General features: G+C 65.9%; 13 protein-coding genes. 10 read left to right on the top strand and 3 right to left on the bottom strand.

Annotated elements, in window-relative coordinates; translation table 11 throughout:
- The first annotated feature begins 249 nt into the window (after positions 1–249).
- From AC06G6_RS12650 to AC06G6_RS12625, 6 genes are read left to right on the top strand one after another with little or no spacing between them, the layout of a single operon-like run.
- A complete protein-coding gene (locus AC06G6_RS12650; RefSeq protein WP_479822531.1) occupies positions 250–1599 on the top strand; it encodes an ABC transporter substrate-binding protein in 1350 nt (449 codons plus the stop codon).
- Between the two features lie 23 nt (positions 1600–1622).
- Entirely contained in the window at positions 1623–2591 is a 969-nt protein-coding gene (locus tag AC06G6_RS12645) for a carbohydrate ABC transporter permease (RefSeq protein WP_479822529.1), read from the top strand.
- Positions 2588–3505, top strand: coding sequence for a carbohydrate ABC transporter permease (locus AC06G6_RS12640; RefSeq protein ID WP_479822527.1), 918 nt, complete (start codon positions 2588–2590; stop codon positions 3503–3505). Before AC06G6_RS12645 ends, AC06G6_RS12640 begins: the two co-directional genes overlap by 4 nt.
- A gap of 42 nt (positions 3506–3547) precedes the next feature.
- A complete protein-coding gene (locus AC06G6_RS12635) occupies positions 3548–4609 on the top strand; it encodes an NAD(P)-dependent alcohol dehydrogenase (RefSeq protein ID WP_479822525.1) in 1062 nt (353 codons plus the stop codon).
- 24 nt (positions 4610–4633) lie between these two features.
- Positions 4634–4792 (top strand): PfkB family carbohydrate kinase, encoded by a 159-nt coding sequence (locus AC06G6_RS12630; RefSeq protein ID WP_479822523.1) that lies wholly within the window; start codon positions 4634–4636, stop codon positions 4790–4792.
- The gene (locus AC06G6_RS12625; RefSeq protein WP_479822521.1) at positions 4789–5460 is read left to right on the top strand and encodes a PfkB family carbohydrate kinase; all 672 of its coding nucleotides are present in this window, start codon (positions 4789–4791) and stop codon (positions 5458–5460) included. Before AC06G6_RS12630 ends, AC06G6_RS12625 begins: the two co-directional genes overlap by 4 nt.
- Before the next feature lie 102 nt (positions 5461–5562).
- Here AC06G6_RS12625 and AC06G6_RS12620 read toward each other — a convergent pair whose 3' ends face one another.
- Both AC06G6_RS12620 and AC06G6_RS12615 read right to left on the bottom strand, forming a co-directional pair.
- Positions 5563–6027, bottom strand: a complete 465-nt coding sequence (locus AC06G6_RS12620) for a MarR family winged helix-turn-helix transcriptional regulator (protein WP_479822519.1) — start codon at positions 6025–6027, stop codon at positions 5563–5565.
- Positions 6027–7157 carry an LLM class flavin-dependent oxidoreductase gene (locus tag AC06G6_RS12615; RefSeq protein WP_479822517.1) on the bottom strand — a complete coding sequence of 377 codons (1131 nt, stop codon included), beginning with the start codon at positions 7155–7157 and terminating at the stop codon, positions 6027–6029. Before AC06G6_RS12615 ends, AC06G6_RS12620 begins: the two co-directional genes overlap by 1 nt.
- Positions 7158–7398: 241 nt before the next feature.
- Here AC06G6_RS12615 and AC06G6_RS12610 point away from each other — a divergent pair, with 241 nt between their 5' ends.
- The 4 genes from AC06G6_RS12610 (at position 7399) to AC06G6_RS12595 (ending at position 15956) form a co-directional block, all read left to right on the top strand.
- The gene (locus AC06G6_RS12610) at positions 7399–8415 is read left to right on the top strand and encodes a M20/M25/M40 family metallo-hydrolase (protein ID WP_479822515.1); all 1017 of its coding nucleotides are present in this window, start codon (positions 7399–7401) and stop codon (positions 8413–8415) included.
- A gap of 321 nt (positions 8416–8736) precedes the next feature.
- The gene (gene ectB, locus AC06G6_RS12605) at positions 8737–10008 is read left to right on the top strand and encodes a diaminobutyrate--2-oxoglutarate transaminase (RefSeq protein ID WP_479822513.1); all 1272 of its coding nucleotides are present in this window, start codon (positions 8737–8739) and stop codon (positions 10006–10008) included.
- A 209-nt stretch (positions 10009–10217) separates the two neighbouring features.
- Positions 10218–11615 (top strand): aspartate kinase, encoded by a 1398-nt coding sequence (locus AC06G6_RS12600; protein WP_479822511.1) that lies wholly within the window; start codon positions 10218–10220, stop codon positions 11613–11615.
- A 96-nt stretch (positions 11616–11711) separates the two neighbouring features.
- Complete coding sequence (locus AC06G6_RS12595; protein ID WP_479822507.1) at positions 11712–15956, top strand: Pls/PosA family non-ribosomal peptide synthetase; 4245 nt, start codon at positions 11712–11714, stop codon at positions 15954–15956.
- A gap of 23 nt (positions 15957–15979) precedes the next feature.
- On the opposite strand, the gene AC06G6_RS12590 is transcribed toward AC06G6_RS12595, so the two are convergent.
- A complete protein-coding gene (locus AC06G6_RS12590; RefSeq protein ID WP_479822505.1) occupies positions 15980–19222 on the bottom strand; it encodes an efflux RND transporter permease subunit in 3243 nt (1080 codons plus the stop codon).
- Positions 19223–19290 lie beyond the last annotated feature (68 nt).

Here is a 19290-nt window from a genome sequence, read left to right as displayed (position 1 = left end):
GTGAAATGTGGACAGCATTCCGGCTGCCTCCTCCTAGGGTAACGCCCCGCTGCGGGCAGGCCAGGAAAATTAGTATCAGAAACTGGCAACCACGGCGCTAGTTGTGCCCTGTCCCACAGGCCTAATGTTGAGGAACACCAGCGAGGCACCCAGGCTTCCAGCCCCGGTCCCGCTCCCGGCGCCGCACCCCGACACAGCAGTCGGAGTGCAGGTCGCATCGCATCCCCCGAAGAACAAAGGAGTCCTTGAATGCGCGCAAAAACACGCGTCGCCGCACTGGCCGCAGGTGCCCTGTGCGTGGCGCTCAGCGCCTCGGCCTGTGCAGGTGCCGGCGGCGGCAACTCCGCAGGAGACCCGAACGCCATCAATGTCCTCATGGTCAACAACCCCCAGATGGAGGACCTGCAGCGGCTCACGGCGGATAACTTCACCAGGGAAACCGGCATCAGGGTCAACTACACCGTCCTGCCCGAAAACGACGTCCGCGCCAAAATCAGCCAGGAATTCTCGAGCCAGGCCGGCCAGTACGACGTGGCGTCACTGTCCAACTACGAGATCCCGTTCTATTCCGCCAACGGGTGGCTGGCACCGCTGGACCATGTGGCCAAGGATGCCGAGTTCAACCAGGCCGACATCCTGCCGGCCTACACGGCGTCGCTGACCGGCAAAGACGGCAAGCTCTACGGCGAACCGTTTTACGGCGAATCCTCCTTCCTGATGTACCGGAAGGACATCTTTGAGGACAAGGGCCTGACGATGCCGGAGAAGCCGACCTGGGAAGAGGTCGCCGCTCTCGCCTCGAAGGTGGACGGTGCAGCGCCCGGCATGAAGGGGATCTGCCTGCGCGGCCAGCCCGGCTGGGGCCAGGTCTTCGCGCCGCTGACCACGGTGGTGAACACCTTCGGCGGAACCTGGTTCGACAAGGACTGGAACGCGCAGGTCAACGCCCCGGAATTTACCGCGGCGGTCGAGTTCTACACCAAACTGGTCCGGGACCACGGACCGGCGGGGGCCGCGCAGGCCGGGTTCACCGAGTGCCTGAACAACATGAGCCAGGGCAAGGTCGCCATGTGGTACGACGCCACCTCCGCGGCCGGCGCCCTGGAAGCCGAGGCCTCACCGGTGAAGGGCAAAATCGGCTACGCCCAGGCCCCGGTGAAGGAAACCAAGTCCTCCGGCTGGCTGTGGACCTGGTCCTGGGCCGTGCAGGCGGCGTCCAAGAAACAGGATGCCGCCGGGAAGTTCATCGCCTGGGCCAGTTCGAAGAAGTACGAGGAACTCGTTGCATCCAAACTCGGCTGGTCCAAGGTCCCGTCCGGCAAGCGCATCTCCACCTACGAGAACACCGAGTTCCAGCAGGCCGCGCCGTTCTTCAAAGCCGAACGTTTCGCCATCGAGAACGCCGATCCGACCAACCCCGGTGTGCAGCCGCGTCCGGCTGTGGGCATCCAGTTTGTCGGGATTCCCGAGTTCGCCGCCCTGGGCACCAGGGTCTCCCAGGGTGTCAGCTCCGCCATCGCCGGCCAGGGAACCGTCGCCGACGCGGTGGCCCAGGGACAGGAAGCCGCCCAAAAAGTCGGCGACAAGTACAAGAAGTAACAACCCAACCGCAGGAGAACATCATGACAAACGCAACGGCGCGCGTCTCCCGGCACGGGAGCACCACAGCCATACCTTCCAGGGATCCCAGGGCGCGGGAACGGGCTGTGGCCTGGGTACGGCGTGCACCGCTGCTGCCGGCCCTGATCTTCCTCATCATCGTCACCCAGCTACCGTTCGTGGTGACTCTGGTCATCTCGTTCATGAACTGGAACAGCATGAGCCCGGACACCACCGGGTTCGCCGGGGTCGAGAACTACGTCCAGGTCCTGACCGATCCCTACTTCCAGCAGGCCATCGTCACCACCATCATCATGACCGTCTCCGTGGTCCTGGCCAGCCTGGTCCTCGGCCTGGGACTGGCCCTGCTCCTGGACAAGAAGTTCATCGGCCGCGGACTGGCCCGGACCCTGCTGATCGCACCATTCCTCGTGGTGCCGGTGGCTGCGGCGCTCATCTGGAAGCACGCCATCCTCAACCCCGTCTACGGCCTGATCAACGGCACCCTCACCTGGCTCTGGTCACTCTTCGGCAGCGACACCCCGCCCCAGACGGACCTGCTGACCTCGGCGCCCCTGCTGGCCATCATCATCTCCCTGGTCTGGCAGTGGACACCGTTCATGATGCTCATCCTGCTCGCCGGTCTGCAGTCCCGACCCATGGACACCGTCGAAGCCGCCCAGATGGACGGTGCCACTCCCTGGGGAATTTTCCACCACCTCACTCTGCCGCACCTGCGGCAGTACCTGGAACTCGGCGGGCTGCTCGGGGCCATCTACATCGTCCAGAACTTCGACGCCGTCTTCACCCTCACCTCCGGCGGCCTGGGCACGGCCAACCTGCCCTACGCCATCTACGAGACGTTCTACTACGCCAACGAATACGGCCTGGCATCCGCCGCCGGCGTCGTGGTGGTCATCGGCACCATCATCGTGGCGACCTTCGCACTCCGCACCGTATTTTCGCTCTTCAAGAAGGAGGCAGCACGATGAGCACGCTCACCCCCACCGAGCCCCGGGCGTCCGTCCCCGGCCCGCAAGCCCGCACCACCGGTCCCCGGCGCCGCGGCAAGTCCCGCATGGACCCCACCCGGAACAACACGGCCGCCGGCATCGCGGCCTGGCTGCTGGCCCTGCTGTTCGCCGTGCCGGTCCTGTGGATGATCCTGACCTCGTTCCACTCGGAGACGGACGCGGCGACCAACCCGCCCTCCATCGCCGCCCCCCTCACCCTGGACGCATACCAGGAGTTCTTCGGGGCAACATCCGGTGTCAGCCCGTGGCCGTCGCTGATTAACTCCGCCACCGCCTCGGTCTTCTCCACCGTCCTGGTGCTGCTACTGGCGATCCCGGCGGCGTACGCCCTGTCCATCCGGCCGGTGAAGAAGTGGTCCGACGTGATGTTCTTCTTCCTCTCCACCAAGATGATGCCCGTCGTTGCCGCGGTGCTGCCGCTCTACCTCGTCGCCAAAAACATCGGCGCGCTGGACAACATCTGGTTCCTGGTCCTGATGTACACATCGATGAACCTGCCCATCGCCGTGTGGATGATGCGCTCCTTCCTCGACGAAGTGCCGGTCGAAATGCTGGAGGCCGCCCAGATCGACGGCGCGGGCCTGCTGCTGACGCTCCGGAAGGTCGTCGCGCCGGTGGCCATGCCCGGCATCGCCGCCACCGCCCTGATCTGCTTCATCTTCAGCTGGAACGAACTGCTCCTGGCCCGGGTCCTCACCGGCGTCGTCGCCGGCACCGCCCCGGTCTTCCTTACCGGCTTCGTCTCGGGCCAGGGCCTGTTCCTCGCAAAGGTCTGCGCGGCCGCCGTTGTGGTCTCCCTGCCGGTGCTGTTCGCCGGCTTCGCCGCCCAGGACAAACTCGTCCAGGGCCTCTCCCTCGGCGCCGTCAAGTAACCGGCCACCGCCCCCGATCCGTACAGAAATAGGAGAACTTCGATGACAACATCAACCGCAGCGGCCCGCACCCCCGGGCCCCCGGCCGTACCGGCCACGATGCGCGCCGCCGTCCTGAAACGCCAGGGTGACATGGCCATGGAAACCCTGGCTGTCCCGCAGCTGGAAGCGGACCAGGTCCTGGTGCAGGTCGCCGCCGTCGGTGTCTGCGGCAGTGACGTCCACTACTACGAGCACGGCCGGATCGGCGACTACGTCTTGGACCACCCGCTGATCCTCGGCCACGAACTCTCCGGACGGATCGCCGCCGTCGGAAGCGCCGTGGACGCCGCCCGCATCGGTCAGCGCGTCGCCGTCGAGCCCCAGCGGCCCTGCCGCACGTGCAAGCAGTGCAGGGCCGGCCGGTACAACCTGTGCCCCGACATCGAGTTCTACGCCACGCCGCCGGTCGATGGCGCCTTCGCCGAATACGTGAGAATCCAGGGCGACTTCGCCTACGAGATCCCGGACAGTGTCAGCGACGAGGCGGCAGCCCTCATCGAACCGCTCTCCGTCGGCCTCTGGGCCTGTGAACGCGCAGGGATCAGGCCGGGCAGCCGCGTCCTGATCGCCGGCGCCGGCCCGATCGGCATCATCGCCGCCCAGGCCGCCCGAGCCTACGGCGCCACCGAAATCTATATTTCCGACATCGCCGAGGACCGGCTGGCCTTCGCCCTGGAATACGGCGCCACCCACGCCCTGAACGCCAGGACGGACAGTGTCGAAGGACTCGACGTCGACGCCTTCATCGACGCCTCCGGCGCCCCGCAGGCCGTCCGCTCCGGCATCAAAGCCGTCGGACCGGCAGGGAAAGTCATCCTGGTCGGGCTCGGGGCCGACGACGTCGAACTCCCCGTCTCCTACATCCAGAACCGGGAAATCTGGCTCTCCGGCGTCTTCCGCTACACCAACACCTGGCCGCTGGCCATCCAGCTGATCGCGGACGGCAAGGTGGACCTGGACATCCTGGTCACCGGCAGGTTCGCCCTGGCCGATTCCGAAGATGCACTCAAAGCCGGCAGGCAGCCCGGACAGCTCAAAGCCGTCGTCTACCCGGGCCGCTGACCAGAAGACCCGAAGGAGGCAGCCATGCCAGCCCACGAAGACACGGTGGTCGTCATCGGCGAGTCCCTCGTCGACATCATCAGCGACCCCCGGCAGCCGGAGGCGGTCCAGGTCCACCCGGGCGGCAGCCCCCTCAATGTGGCGGTGGGGGCAGCGCGACTGGCCTGCAAACGAGCCTGGTGACCCGTTTTGCCGCTGACCGGCACGGGCTCCTGATCGGAGAGCACCTCCGGTCGAACGGAGTTCACGTGATCAACGGCGGAACCTCACCGTCGTCGACGGCCCTCGCAACGCTGGGGCCCGACGGCGCCGCCGACTACACGTTCTCCGTCACCTGGGACGTCAGCAACACCTCCCTGCGGGCCCTGACGGCCATCCGGGATTCCACCCACATCCACACCGGATCAATCGCTGCGGCGCTGCCGCCGGGGGACCAGGCCACGCTGGACATCGTCAGGGCAGCCGGTGGGCACGCAACGATCAGCTACGATCCCAATTGCCGGCCCGCCATCAGCCCCGACGCGGCCGCAGCGCGCCGACAGGCGGAACGCTTCGTCGCAGCCAGCGATGTTGTCAAAGCCAGCGATGAAGACCTGCGCTGGCCCTACCCGGACCAAAATCCGGAGGAAACCCTGGCAGCATGGTTGGGACTCGGCCCGGCGATCGTGGCCCTGACGCGGGGAGCCTCCGGACCGGTCATCCTGTCCCGTCATGGGAGGGTGGAAATGGCGGCCGAGCCCGTCGCCGTTGCCGACACGGCGCCGGTGACTCCTACATGGCAGCCCTCGACTCCGGTCTCTCCCAACTGGGTGCCCTTGGTGCGGGCGGCAGGCGACGGCTGGAAGGCCTGACGCTGGCGGAACTGCGGGCGGTGGCCGCCTATGCCAATCGCGCGGCAGCGGTGACCTGTTCCCGGCCCGGCGCAAATCTTCCCGGGAAGGACGAACTCGGTCCTATGAGCGCGCCGCCACCGAGGCCCGCAGCTTCTCTGTCAGACGCAGCAGCTCCTGCTGCTCGGCCGCCGTCAGCGCCGGAACCACCAGGGCGGCAATGTCACGGACGTGCTCCCGGCCGATCTGCCTCTGGAGGTCCCAGCCCGCTTCGGTGAGCTTGACCAGGACGCCGCGGCCGTCGTCGGGAGCCGGCATCCGCTCCACCAGGCCGCGCTTTTCGAGGCGCTCCACGAGCCGGCTCAGGCTGGACTGGCTCAGCAGCACATGGTCGTTGAGCTCGTTCTGGCGCAGCCAGCCGGAGGGACAGCGCGAGAGCGTAAAGAGCACGTCGTACTCGTTGATGGCCAGGCCCTTGAAGGCGGGGCCGGTCTGCAGCCGGCGCATGACCGCCACCTGGGCGCGGAACAGGGATTCCCAGGTTTCCGCGGCCAGACGCACCGGCGACTCGGAGGTCTTGGTGGACATCACACGCCCTGGGTGCCGGCGTGGCTGGCGGCGTCGCTGGGGGACTGGCCGGCGGCGGCCAGGGATGCGGCGACGCGGCCGGCGTGGGTGGGCGGTTCGGGGACATGGGCGGGGGTCTTGTCGGCGTATTCCTTGCGCAGGACCGGCAGGACCTCTTCGCCGAACAGGTCCAGCTGTTCCAGCACGGTCTTCAGCGGCAGGCCGGCGTGGTCGATGAGGAAGAGCTGGCGCTGGTAGTCGCCAAAGTATTCACGGAAGGTCAGTGTCTTTTCGATGACTTCCTGCGGGCTGCCGACGGTCAGCGGCGTCTGCGAGGTGAAGTCCTCGAGCGACGGCCCGTGGCCGTAGACGGGGGCGTTGTCGAAGTAGGGGCGGAACTCCTTCACAGCGTCCTGCGAGTTCTTCCGCATGAAGAACTGTCCGCCGAGGCCCACGATCGCCTGGTCGGCCTTGCCGTGGCCGTAGTGCTCGTAGCGTTCGCGGTACAGGCCGATCAGCTGCTGGTAGTGCTCTTTGGGCCAGAAGATGTTGTTCGCGAAGAAACCGTCACCATAGTAGGCGGCGACTTCCGCGATCTGCGGCGTGCGGATCGAACCGTGCCAGACGAAGGGGGCCACGCCGTCGAGCGGGCGCGGGGTGGAGGTGAAGTTCTGCAGCGGCGTGCGGTGCTTGCCGGACCAGTTGACGGTGTCCTCGTCCCACAGGCGGCGCAGCAGGCTGTAGTTCTCGATCGCGAGTTCGATGCCGTCCTGGATGTTCTTGCCGAACCAGGGGTAGACGGGGGCAGTGTTGCCGCGGCCCAGGACGAGGTCCACGCGCCCGTCGGCCAGGTGCTGGAGCATGGCGAAGTCCTCGGCGATCTTCACCGGGTCATTGGTGGTGATGAGCGTGGTGGCCGTGGACAGGATGATGCGCTCCGTCTGGGCGGCGATGTAGGCCAGGGTGGTGGTGGGGGAGGACGAGAAGAACGGCCGGTTGTGGTGCTCGCCAAGGGCGAAGACATCCATCCCGATTTCCTCGACTTTTTTGGCGATCGCCACGGACGCCTTGATGCGTTCGTGCTCCGTAGGCGTGCGGCCCGTGGTGGGGTCGGTGGTGATGTCGCTGACGCTGAATACGCCGATCTGCATGATGTGCCTTTCCGTGGCCGGAGACTTCCGGGAGCTGCTTCAACTATAGCCGATATACATGCATTTGCATCTATCGATCGGTATAACGTCCACCGGGTCCGAATATTCCCCCGGCTGCGCTGCCGCGGGCCGGACGGGGTGCCGGAGGCAACCTCAACGCTGAAGGGAGCCGCTCCACCCAGGGCAGAGGCTTTCTCTGGAACGGCCTGGGCGTTATCTTCGTAGCCTGGAGGATACCCACATGATGAAAAGCACCGGAACGGCTGCGGCCGCCGCCATCCTGCTCGCAATCAGCCTCGTGCTCTCGGGATGCACCGCCTCGCGGCTGGATCCGGCGGGTGGGGTGGACGCCCGTGCGGTCCTGGAGGAGTTCAAGGGCCGGGGCATGGTGGAACACCTGAAGGCGCTGCAGCGCATCGCGGATGACAATGACGGCAACCGCGCCTCGGGGACCTCCGGCTATGAGGAATCCGCCCGCTACGTCGAGGACCAGCTGCGCGCCGCCGGGTACACCCCGGTCCGGCAGGCCTTCACTTTCCGGGGCGAGGGCAAGAACCGCAAACAGGTGAAGAGTTTCAACATCCTCGCCGACACCGGCGGCAGCGCCGAGAACACCATCGTGGTGGGCGGCCATCTGGACTCGGTGCGTGAGGGTCCGGGGATCAACGACAACGCCAGCGGGGTCGCGGCGATGCTTGAGATCGCCGCCTGGCTGAAAGAGAGCGGCATCACCCCGGCCAACCGGGTCCGGTTCGCGTTTTGGGGGGCCGAGGAGGACGGCCTCTACGGTTCCCAGCACTACGTCGACGAGCTGAGCCGGTCCGAGAAAGAGCAGACCGCGGCGAACCTGAACGTGGACATGCTGGCCTCCCCGAACGGGGTGCGGTCCGTCCACGACGGCGACGGGTCGGACTTCAAGCAGGCCGGGCCGTCGGGTTCAAAACAGATCGAGGACGTCTTCTTCCGGTTCTTTGAGGAGAACTCGCTGCCGGCGGAGACCACGCCCTTTGACGGCGGGTCCGATTACGAACCGTTCCTGCAGGCCGGCATCCCCGGCGGCGGGCTGTTCAGCGGCGACGTGAAAAACAAGACCAAAGCCCAGATGCAGGCCTACGGTGGCGTGGCCGGCAAGGATCTTGACTCCTGCTACCACGAGGCCTGCGACACCATCAGCAACACCAACGCGGACCTGCTCAAGGAAATGTCCGCCGCCCTGGCCTACGCCACCGCCACCTACGCACTGGCCCCGCGCGGCTGACTTCCCGGCACCTGGACAGGGGCGGCCCCGCCCCGCTGCGCGGCGAAGGGCCCGGTGGGCTGCGCCTTCCGCCTGATCCCCGACTACTTGATTCGGACGTCTTGCGGGGTAAGTACAGCTAAGTAGACCCGGCCGGATATCGATCAAGGATTCGAGTACGGCCTACGGATCCGTAACTTAGCGGCGTTACATAGCTTGGAATCATTACCGGTCACGCTTCCTGACTGCGGCACTGCTGCCGCAATCCATTGTTGCCCGTGACCGATTTCCGGATGTCTGAGCCGTATGTGGGCCGGGGAATAGAACGAAGGAAAAATACTGATGGATATTTTTGAAATCCTAGAGTCAGAAGTCCGCACCTACTGCCGCACCTGGGATACGGTCTTCGACCGCGCATCCGGCAGCACCCTCTTCAGTGAGGACGGCAGGGACTACCTCGATTTCTTTTCCGGCGCAGGGGCACTCAACTACGGTCACAACAATCCCGACCTGCTTCGACCGCTCGTCGAATATCTCCTCTCCGGAGCAATCGTCCATTCCCTCGACATGAAAACAGTCGCCAAACGGCGCTTTCTCGAAACATTCCACGAGCTGATCCTGAAGCCCAGGAAGTACGACTATAAAGTCATGTTTCCCGGACCAACCGGAACTAATTCGGTGGAAGCTGCCTTGAAGCTTGCCCGAAAAGTGACCGGCAGGACCCAAATCCTCAGCTTCACGAATGCATTTCACGGGATGACCCTTGGATCCTTGGCGGTGACGGGCAATTCCATGAAGCGGGCGGGCGCCGGCGTTCCGCTCACGAACACATCCAGCTTCCCCTATGACGGATTCCTTGAGGGCCAGGCGGAGGATTTCCTGTGGCTACGCCACGCCCTGGAGGACAGCGGCTCCGGCGTCGACAAACCCGCCGCCGTCATCGTCGAAACCGTCCAGGGAGAGGGCGGGCTCAGAGCGGCCCGCGCCTCCTGGCTCCAAGGCCTGGCGGAACTGTGCCGCCAGCACGGCATCCTGCTCATTGTTGACGACGTCCAGGCCGGATGCGGACGTACAGGGACGTTCTTCAGCTTTGAGGAATCCGGCATAACTCCCGATATCGTCTGCCTGTCGAAGTCCATTTCAGGCTTCGGGCTGCCACTGTCCTTGACGCTCTTCAAGCCGGAGCACGACATCTGGAAGCCGGGTGAACACAACGGAACCTTCCGCGGACACAACCCGGCGTTCGTCACGGGAACGGCGGCCCTGGAGCGTTACTGGGGGGACCGGACCATCGAGTCGAAGGTGGCGGGTCTTGCTTCGCAGCTGCACGAGGGGCTGACACAGATCGCAGCGGGAACCGACGGCGCCCGCGTTAGGGGCCGGGGCCTGCTCGCGGGCATCTACTACCCCGACCACCAAATGGCAGGGAAGATCGCAGCCGAATCGTTTGCCCGCGGCCTCCTGGTGGAGACTTCCGGGCCCGAAGGCGAGGTCATCAAGACGATGCCTGCGCTGACCATCGACGCCGACGAGCTGTCGCGGGGACTCGACATTCTGGCCGACGCCGCCGAGTCCGTGGCCGGCGGGAAGGTCGCGGTGAAGTCCATTGCCTAGGAAATGTTGCACAGGGAATTAAACAGCTACAAGCGACCGATCAGATTTTAGGAACGGCAAATGAGCACCCACAAAGCAGCGCCTAACCACATTGGACTCAGCGCAGCACCCGCCCCGGAGTTGCGGCATTTCTCGGCTGGACCGGAGACCACGCCGGAATTCCCGGAGCGATTGTCGGTATCTCCGGCACGACCGTTGGGTTCCGGCTCGTGGTAGACGAAAGAGACAACACGATTCCCCAGGGGTCCGTCGTCGTCCAGAAGTTTGGCGGCTCGTCCCTGGCGGATCCTTCGGGAATCCTTCGAGCTGCCCGGAGGATAGCCAAGACACGGGACAACGGCTACCAGGTAGTAGCCGTGGTCTCCGCCATGGGGGACACCACCGACGAACTGTGCGACCTCGCCGCCGGGGTGTCCCCTCGGCCGCGCCCCAGCGACCTTGATGCCCTGCTGAGCACCGGCGAACTCGTGTCCTCGGCCCTGCTGGCCATCGCCCTGGCAGACCTCGGCCAGGCACCCGTCACCTTCACGGGCAGTATGGCGGGGCTCATCACCGACAACGTTCACGGCAAAGCGCAGATCACCGACGTCCGACCCGACCGCATCCGCACCTGCCTTGCCCGCGGGGAAATCCCTATCGTGGCGGGATTCCAAGGCCGGACGAAGAAGGGCAAGAAGGTCACCACCCTCGGCCGGGGCGGTTCGGATCTGACCGCCGTGGCACTGGCCGCGGCACTGGGTGCCGGGATCTGCGAGATCTACACGGACGTGGACGGCGTCTACACCGCGGACCCGCGCATTGTCCCGAAGGCCCGCAAGATCAGTGTCCTCTCAAGCGAGATGATGCTTGAGTTCGCGGCCTCCGGGTGCAAGGTGCTGCACCTGAGGTGCGTTGAATACGCCCGCCGGTTCGGCATTCCCATCCATGTCAGGTCCTCGTTCGTGCCGGCTGCGGGAACGCTGATCCTGCCCGGCCTCGACCGCCACCCCTTCCGCAAGCCCGTGCGGGAGCAGCCCGTCGTGACCGGCGTCGGCGGAGTCAATTCGGCCGCAAAAGTCATCGTTATGGGAGTGCCGGAGAAACCGGACAGCATGGCGCGGCTGTTCCACGTGCTGTCACGATCGGGGGTGAACGTTCAGACCATCGTCCAGAGCGCGGCAAATTCCGGTTCCAGGCGTTCTGACGTGGCCTTGATTGTGCCGGCACTGGAGGCGTCTCCCGCCCTCGCCGTGCTCGGCGCTGCCCAGGGAACCATCGGATTCGAGGGCCTGCAGCACCGCGGTGAAGTCGGCCGGGTGTCGGTCACCGGTGTGGGCATGCGGTCCTCGCCGGATGTCGTCTGCACCTTCCTGTGGACGCTGTCAGAAGCCGGCATCGACGTCGATTTGGTCGAAATATCGGAGACCTATGTGGCGGCCATTACCGGCGCCGATCAGCTCGCCGATGCCGAGCGCGCCGTCCGGCTGGCGTTTGGCATGGCCCCGGCAGCGGAGGATCCGGCCCGGTCCGTCCCCCCGCTGTCCCACGACCGTCCCTTGGACCGCGACATCCGGTGGGGCTATGACCTCCGCGGTTTGGCGACCAGTCCCGCGTCGCGGGGCAGCTGACGGCGCGGCGGATCATCCGGCCACGGCCGGCAGGTCGGAGTCCCGAGGGAATCAGCGGTTTGTCCGCGACACGTCACGTCATGCGAAAGAGGCAACATGAGTAAAAAGGTGAAGGTCCAGAGTGGCGCCACCGCCCCCGCTGAGTTGCGCGGCAAGATCTTCTCGGACGGCGGTGCGGTGGAGGGATCGGTCCTGACATCGGCCACTCCCGACCAGACCGCCCGCTGGCAGCAGGGCGAGCGGCTGGACCAGCTCTTCGAGGATCGCTGTGACCGGTTGCGTGACGAAGGACTGGGCGGCCAGATTGCCGTGGACGCGGGGGATGTCGTCTTGAGCTACGCGGAGCTGGATGCGCGGGCGAATCAGCTGGCCCGCCACCTCCTGGCCTGCGGAGCCCGGCCTGGGGATCGCATCGCGTTGCTGTTCGATCAGCCGTGGCGCGCCTACGTGGCGATGCTGGCGGTGCTGAAGATCCACGCGGCCTATGTGCCTTTGGACCCGGGGTTCCCCCCTGACCGCCTCAAGTACATTGTTGAGGACGCCGATGTGGCTGTGGTTCTGTCCCTGTCACATCTCAAGGACCTGCTGCCGGAAGTCGCCGCCCAGACCGTCTGCCTTGACCATGTGCAGGCGCATGTCGACTCGGAAGACCCCTCACGGTTGAACGGGGTGGAGATGGGCGGGAAAAGGGATGAACTGGCCTACATTATCTACACCTCGGGTTCGACCGGAAGGCCGAAGGGCGTGGCCGTGGAGCAGGCCAGCATCTGCAATTTTGTCCGTGTTGCGTCCGCGTATTACGGCATTGAGTCCAGGGACCGGGTCTACCAGGGAATGACGATCGCCTTTGATTTTTCCGTGGAGGAAATCTGGGTCTCCTGGATGGCAGGGGCCACCCTGGTGCCCAAGCCGGGCGGACCGAGCCTGCTGGGGGCAGAGCTGGCTGAATACTTGCAAGAGAAGCGCGTCACCGCCCTTTGCTGTGTTCCGACCCTTCTGGCGACCCTTGACGAGGACCTGCCGGGACTGCGGTTCCTGCTGGTCTCCGGTGAGGCGTGCCCGCGGGACCTCGTCATCCGCTGGCACCGCCCCGGCCGCCGCTTCCTGAATGTTTACGGCCCCACCGAGGCGACCGTCACTGCCACGTGGGCACTCCTTGACCCCGACAGGCCGGTGTCGCTGGGGGTGCCCCTGCCCACCTACTCGGCGGTCATTTTGGATCCGCAGGAGTCCCGGGCATTGCCGCCCGGAGAATCGGGGGAAATCGGACTCGCAGGCGTGGGCCTGGCGCGGGGCTACGTCAACCGTCCGGATCTGACCGAGCGGGCGTTCATTCCGGATTTCCTGGGGATAGGAAACAATCCCTCCGGCCGCATTTACCGTACCGGGGACCTGGGCCGGATAAATGTCGCGGGGGAGATCGAATACTTCGGTCGGATCGACACCCAGGTCAAAATTCGCGGATACCGCATCGAGCTGACCGAGATTGAATCGTTCCTGCTGCAGCTTCCGGGGATCGCCCAGGCAGTGGTTCAGACCTTTGAACCGGAGGGCGGATCGGTGGAGCTCGCCGCCTACTACACCCTCCGCCAGGACGTGATGAGCATCGATGCCCGTGACATCCGGCAGATGCTCCGCACCCGGCTTCCCGGCTATATGGTTCCCGGCTATTTTGAACAGCTGGAGTCCATGCCCATGATGGCCAGCGGCAAGGTGGACCGGAAGCGCCTGCCCCAGCCGACGCACCGGCTCAGCCTGGCCGGCGACGGGTCCTATACAGCGCCGGCCACGGAGGCCGAGGAGGCCATGGCGGAACAGCTTGGGGCCGTGCTGGGCCTGGAGAAAGTGTCGACGGACGCGCACTTCTTTAACGACCTGGGCGCCGACTCCCTGCTGATGGCACACTTCTGCGCCCGTCTCCGGAAAGAAACCGGGCTGCCGCCCGCGGCAATGCAGGACGTCTATCAGCACCCGACGGTGCGTCAGCTGGCCGAGTGCCTCCAGGCAAGGAGCATCGAAGCAGAACTGATCCCGGCCGTGCCGGGGGCCGACCCTGCGCCGCCGGCAACGTTGCCCCGCGCCAGCTCCTTCGAATACTTTCTCTGCGGTGCCATTCAGCTGCTCGTGTTCCTGGGCTACACCACGTACGCCGCCTGGCTGCTGGTGTTCGGCTTCGAATGGGTGTCCGGGGGAACCACGCCCCTCGAAATGTGGTTGCGGTCCATCGGCTTCGGGATCGCGACCTTCCTGATCCTGTCCCTGACCCCGGTCCTCGTGAAATGGGTTCTGGTGGGGAGATGGAAGCCCGGGCTGATTCCCATCTGGAGCCTCGCCTACGTCCGGTTCTGGGCTGTCAAAACCCTGACGCGGGCCAATCCGCTCGCACTGTTTGCAGGCTCACCGATCTACGTGCTGTACCTGCGGCTCCTCGGGGCGAAGATCGGCAAAGGGGTGGTGATCTTCTCCCGGACGGTGCCCGTCTGCACGGACCTGCTCACCATCGGCGACAATACCGTCATTCATAAGAACTCCTTCTTCCTCTGCTACCGGGCACGCCCGGGGGTCCTCGAAAAGGGCCCCGTGACATTTGGCAAGAACGTCCTGGTTTCGGAGAAGACCACCTTCGACATCGGCACCTCGATGGGGGATGACAGCCAGCTGGCGCATGCCTCGGCACTGCAAACGGGGCAGGCCGTGCCCGACGGACAGAGCTGGCACGGTTCCCCCGCCGAACGCACGAGCACCGACTACAGGAGGGTTCCCGCCGCAAACTGCAGCACACGCCGGCGGGTCATCTTCAGCCTGCTCCAGCTGTTCAACCGCCTTGTCCTCGTCCTCCCGGTCGGAGTCCTCGGGCTGGCCGCCCTGCTGCCGTCGTATCTGGACACCGAGCACCTGCAACTGGGCGCCCTCGAGTTCTTTATTGACACGGCGGCCGTGACGATGCTCATGTTCATTGGCGGGCTGATCGGCGGACTGATCTTTGTCCTCACCGTTCCGCGGCTCCTGAACCTCTTCCTCACGCCGGACAAGGTCTATCCGCTGTACGGGGTGCACTATTCACTGCAGCGGATGATGGCGGGGATCTCCAACGCCGGCATCTACAAGAACCTCTTCGGCGACAGCTCCTACATCGTGCACTACCTGCAGGCCCTGGGCTACGACCTGGGCAAAGTGGTGCAGACCGGATCCAACTTCGGTCCGGCCGTGGCCCACGAGTCGCCGTTCCTGAGCACCGTAGGATCGGGAACCATGGCCTCGGACGGTCTCAACATGATGAACGCCGACTTCACGAGCACCTCATTCCGCCTCTCGCGTGTCAGCGTCGCCGCCCGCAACTTCCTCGGCAACGACATCACCTTCCCGATCGGCGCCCGCGTGGGGGAGAACTGCCTGCTGGGAACGAAAGTGATGGTTCCGATCGACGGACCCACCAGGTCGGACGTAGGCCTGCTGGGCTCACCCCCGTTCGAGATTCCCCGGTCGGTGCAGCGCGACGCCCAATTCGATGAAAGCAAGCTGGAGGAGGCGAAAGACCGGCTCCTCCCGGCGAAGAACCGGTACAACATCCGGACCATGGCACTATTCCTGGGCTTCCGCTGGTTCCTGTTGTATACCGGGACGCTCGCCGGTGCTGTCGCCGTGACGGCGCACGGCTACATCGGCGTGCTGGCGGTGTCCGGCGCCATGATCGGTTTCATGCTCTTCAGCACCCTGGTCTCCATCCTGGTGGAGCGCTCCGTGATGGGCTTCCGCCGCCTGAAGCCGGAATATTGTTCCATCTACGACCGCTACTTCTGGCGGCACGAACTGCTCTGGAAGCTGCTGACCGGAGCGCCCTTCGGCGGGACTCCGTTCAAGTCGATGTTCATGCGACTGCTCGGCATCAAGGTCGGCAAGCGGCTTTACGATGCAGGCTGCGGCATACCGGAGAAGACCCTCGTGACCATCGGTGATGACTGCGCGCTCAACGAAGGAACTGTCATCCAGGGCCATTCGCTGGAAGACGGAACCTTCAAATCCGGCCGGATTGTCCTCGGCGACCGCTGCACGGTGGGCGTGGAAGCCTTCGTCCACTACGGCGTGACCATGGGCGACGGCTCGACCCTCGAGGCTGACGCATTCCTGATGAAAGGCGAGGACGTCCCGGAAAATGCGACGTACGTCGGCAACCCGGCGCGCGAGATCATCTCCCCGCAGGGTGGCCAGCGACCCGTCCCTCTCCCCAGCGGACCCCGACACCGGGCACTGACGGCAGGGGCCAGCAGGCCGCTGACGACGCCGGCGCGGGCCGCCCACAGCACCCATGCCCCGCGCCGCCGCAAGGCGGTCCGGATCTGACGGGTGCCGCGGACCGGCGGACGCTAATGCGAGCCCGAGGGGACCCGTGCGTCGTCGGGTACGTCATCCGGAAAGTCGTCGGGGACGGCCCCGGGGGCAGCCCGGCGGCCCCGGCCACGGGAACGGGCAGCACCCGCCCCGGCCTCGTTCCCGGAACCGGCGCGGGGCCCGGCCTTGGCCAGGGCTTTCCGCTCGCGCCGTCCCTCGACGAGGCGGTAGAGCACCGGCACCAGCACCAGGGTGAGGGCGGTGGAGGAAATCAGGCCGCCGATCACCACGATGGCGAGCGGCTGCGAGATGAATCCCCCGCCGCCGGTCAGGCCCAGGGCCATCGGCGTCAGCGCGAAGACGGTGGCCAGCGCGGTCATCAGGATCGGCCGGAGGCGCTGGCGGGCGCCGTGGGTGATCGCGTCCGCCACGCTCATCCCGGGTTCGCCGTTCTGCGGCTGGCGGTACTGGTTGATGAGGTCGATGAGCACAATCGCGTTCGTCACCACGATGCCCACCAGCATCAGCATGCCAATCAGTGACGGCAGGCCCAGCGGCACACCGGTGATGAGCAGCAGCCCGATGGCACCCGTGGCCGCAAACGGCACCGAGACGAGCAGGATCAGCGGCTGGATCAGCGACTTGAACGCGGCCACCATGATCACATAGACAATCGCAATGGCGGCGAGCAGGGCGAGTCCGAGCTGGGCGAAGGATTCCGCCTGCTGGGTCGTGGCGCCGCCGATCTCTGCCGTGACACCGGGCGGCAGCTGGACGGTCTTGAGCCGGGCCTGCACTTCGGTGCTGACCGCGCCGAGGTTGGCGCCCGACGGTGTGATGGACACCCGTGCGGTCCGCTGGCCGTTGCTGGCGGTGATGGAGACGGGGACGTCGACCTGTTCCACGGAGGCGATGCTCACCAAGGGCACGGGACCGGCCGCCGTCGGCAGCGGGGTCTGGCGGACGGCGTCGATACTGGTGAAGCGGGTGCCTTCGCCGATGCGGACCGGGTAGTCGTTGGTGTCGATCCGCACGGTTCCGGCCGGGATGGGGCTGACGGTCGAGGCGAGCACTCCGGCCACCTGTTCCTCGCTCAGGCCCGCGGCGACGGCTTTCGCCCGGTCCACCTTGACCTGCACGACGGGCTGGCTGGCGGCCAGGTTGGTGGCCACCTCGGAGGAGCCGGGGACGCCGTCCATGGCCTGGACCATGGCATCGCTCGCGGTCCGGAGATCCGCGGTCGTGGCAGCTTTGAGGGTGATGTCCACGGTCGAGGACGTGCCGAAGCCGCCCTGCTGCGAGCCCACCGTGAGCTTGCCGGCCTCAGGGATGCCGGCAAGTTCGCTGCGGACGGTGTCCTTGAGTTTCTTCTGGTTCGCCTTTTCCTCCGTCACCACGGTGAAGCTGGAGTTCGAGGCCCCGGCCGACAGCAGCGCGGAGAAGCCGGTCTGGGCGTTGCCGGTGGTGACCTGGACGTCCTTGACGCCGTCGATCTCCCGCAGGACTTCCTCGACCTTGACGGCCGAGGCGTTGGCCTCGGCCAGGCTGGTGCCGGCGGGGAGCGCCTGCCGGACGGTCATGCTGTTTTCCCCGGAGTTGCCCAGCAGATCGGTTGCCAGCAGCGGCGTCATGGCGGCGGTGCCGCCCAGGACCAGCACGGCCGCGATCAGGGTCACCACCGGGTGCTTCTGCGTCTTGGTCAGGACCGGAAGGTAGCCGCGCTGCAGGACGGTGCGCTGCTCCGCCTCGTGGGCCTTCGCCGCGATCTCCCGGGAAGAGGATTCCACCGCGGTGCCCCCCTTGTCGGCGGGGTTCCGGAGGAACCAGTACGCCAGCACCGGCACGATGGTCAGGGAGACCAGCAGCGAGGACAACAGTGCAATGGTGACGGTCAGCGCGAACGGCCGGAACAGTTCACCGGCCAGGCCGGCCACGAAGGCGATCGGCAGGAAGACGGCCACGGTGGTGAGGGTCGATGCCGTGATGGCACCGGCGACCTCCCGGATGGAGGTCTGGATCGCGGTGATCTTCGCCTCGCCATAGCTCAGGTGCCGCTTGATGTTCTCGATCACCACAATCGAGTCGTCCACCACACGGCCGATCGCGATGGTGAGCGCTCCGAGGGTCAGGATGTTCAGCGAGTAGCCGGTGGCCGAAAGCCCGATAAAGGTGATCAGCAGGGACAGCGGGATGGAGACGGCCGTGACCAGGGTGGCGCGGACGGACATCAGGAACACCAGGATCACCGCGACGGCGAAGCCCAGGCCCAGCAGGCCTTCCGTGGTGAGGTCCTTGATGGACTTCTCGATGAACGGCGCCTGGTCGAAGATCGGCGTGAACCGGGCATTGGAGCCGAGCTCGGCCTCCAGCTCGGGGATGGAGTCCTTCACCGCGTTGGAGATGCCCACGGTATCGCCTTCGGGCTTCTTGGTGACGGACAGGGCCAGGGTTTCCTGGCCGTTCGTCCGGGTGATCGAGGTGCGTGCGTCCTCGGCGATGCTGACATCGGCCACGCTGCCAACGGTCGCGGAGTTCCTGGTGCCGCCCAGCGGCAGCGCCTTGATGGCGTCGAGCGAATCGACCGGGCTGCCGATCTGAAGCGACAGCGTCTTGCCCTGCTCCTCGATGGTGCCGGCCGGAACAAGCGCCCCGTTGTTGCTGAGGGCCTCGCTGATCGACTGGATGCCCGCGCCGGAGGCCGCCATGGCCTCGGGGCGGGGAAGGATCTTGATGTGCTGCGTGGCGCCGCCGGTCACCTCGGCGCCGCGGACGCCGTCGAGCTTCTGCAGCCGCGGGACCGTGAGCCGGGCCAGATCGGCGTTCAGTTCACTGAGCGGCTTGTCCGAGGAGACGGCGAGGAACACGATCGGGAAATCGCTGATGCTTCCGGCGATCGCCTGGGGCTGGACGTCGTCCGGCAACGACCGCTTGGCATTGGAAATGGCACGGTCGATCTGGTTCCGGGCACGGTCCAGGTTCGAACCATAGGTGAAGACCAGGCTGATCTGGGAGACGCCGTTGCGCGAGGTGGACGACGTCGTCTCCAGGCCTTCCACGCCCTTGAGCGCCGTCTCCAGCGGGCTGCTGATCTGCTTGTCCACGACTTCGGGGGAGGCGCCCGGCATCGACGTGAGGACGGTGATCTGCGGGAACTCGATGGACGGGATGAGCTCCTGCTTGAGCGAGGACATTGTGATCACGCCGAAGACCGACGCGAAGACGGTCACCAGCGCGATCAGGGCCCGGTTGGCCAGTGACAGCTTTGCGAGCCGGAACATCTCAAAGTCTCCTGATGGGTTGACGGACGTGCTTCCAAGGGATCAAACCGGCCGCAACCCGGAGCGGG

The sequence above is a fragment of the Arthrobacter sp. CJL-S3 genome (assembly GCF_056711635.1).
Note: the sequence above shows the minus strand (reverse complement) of the source record. Positions and strands in the feature narration are given on the sequence as shown.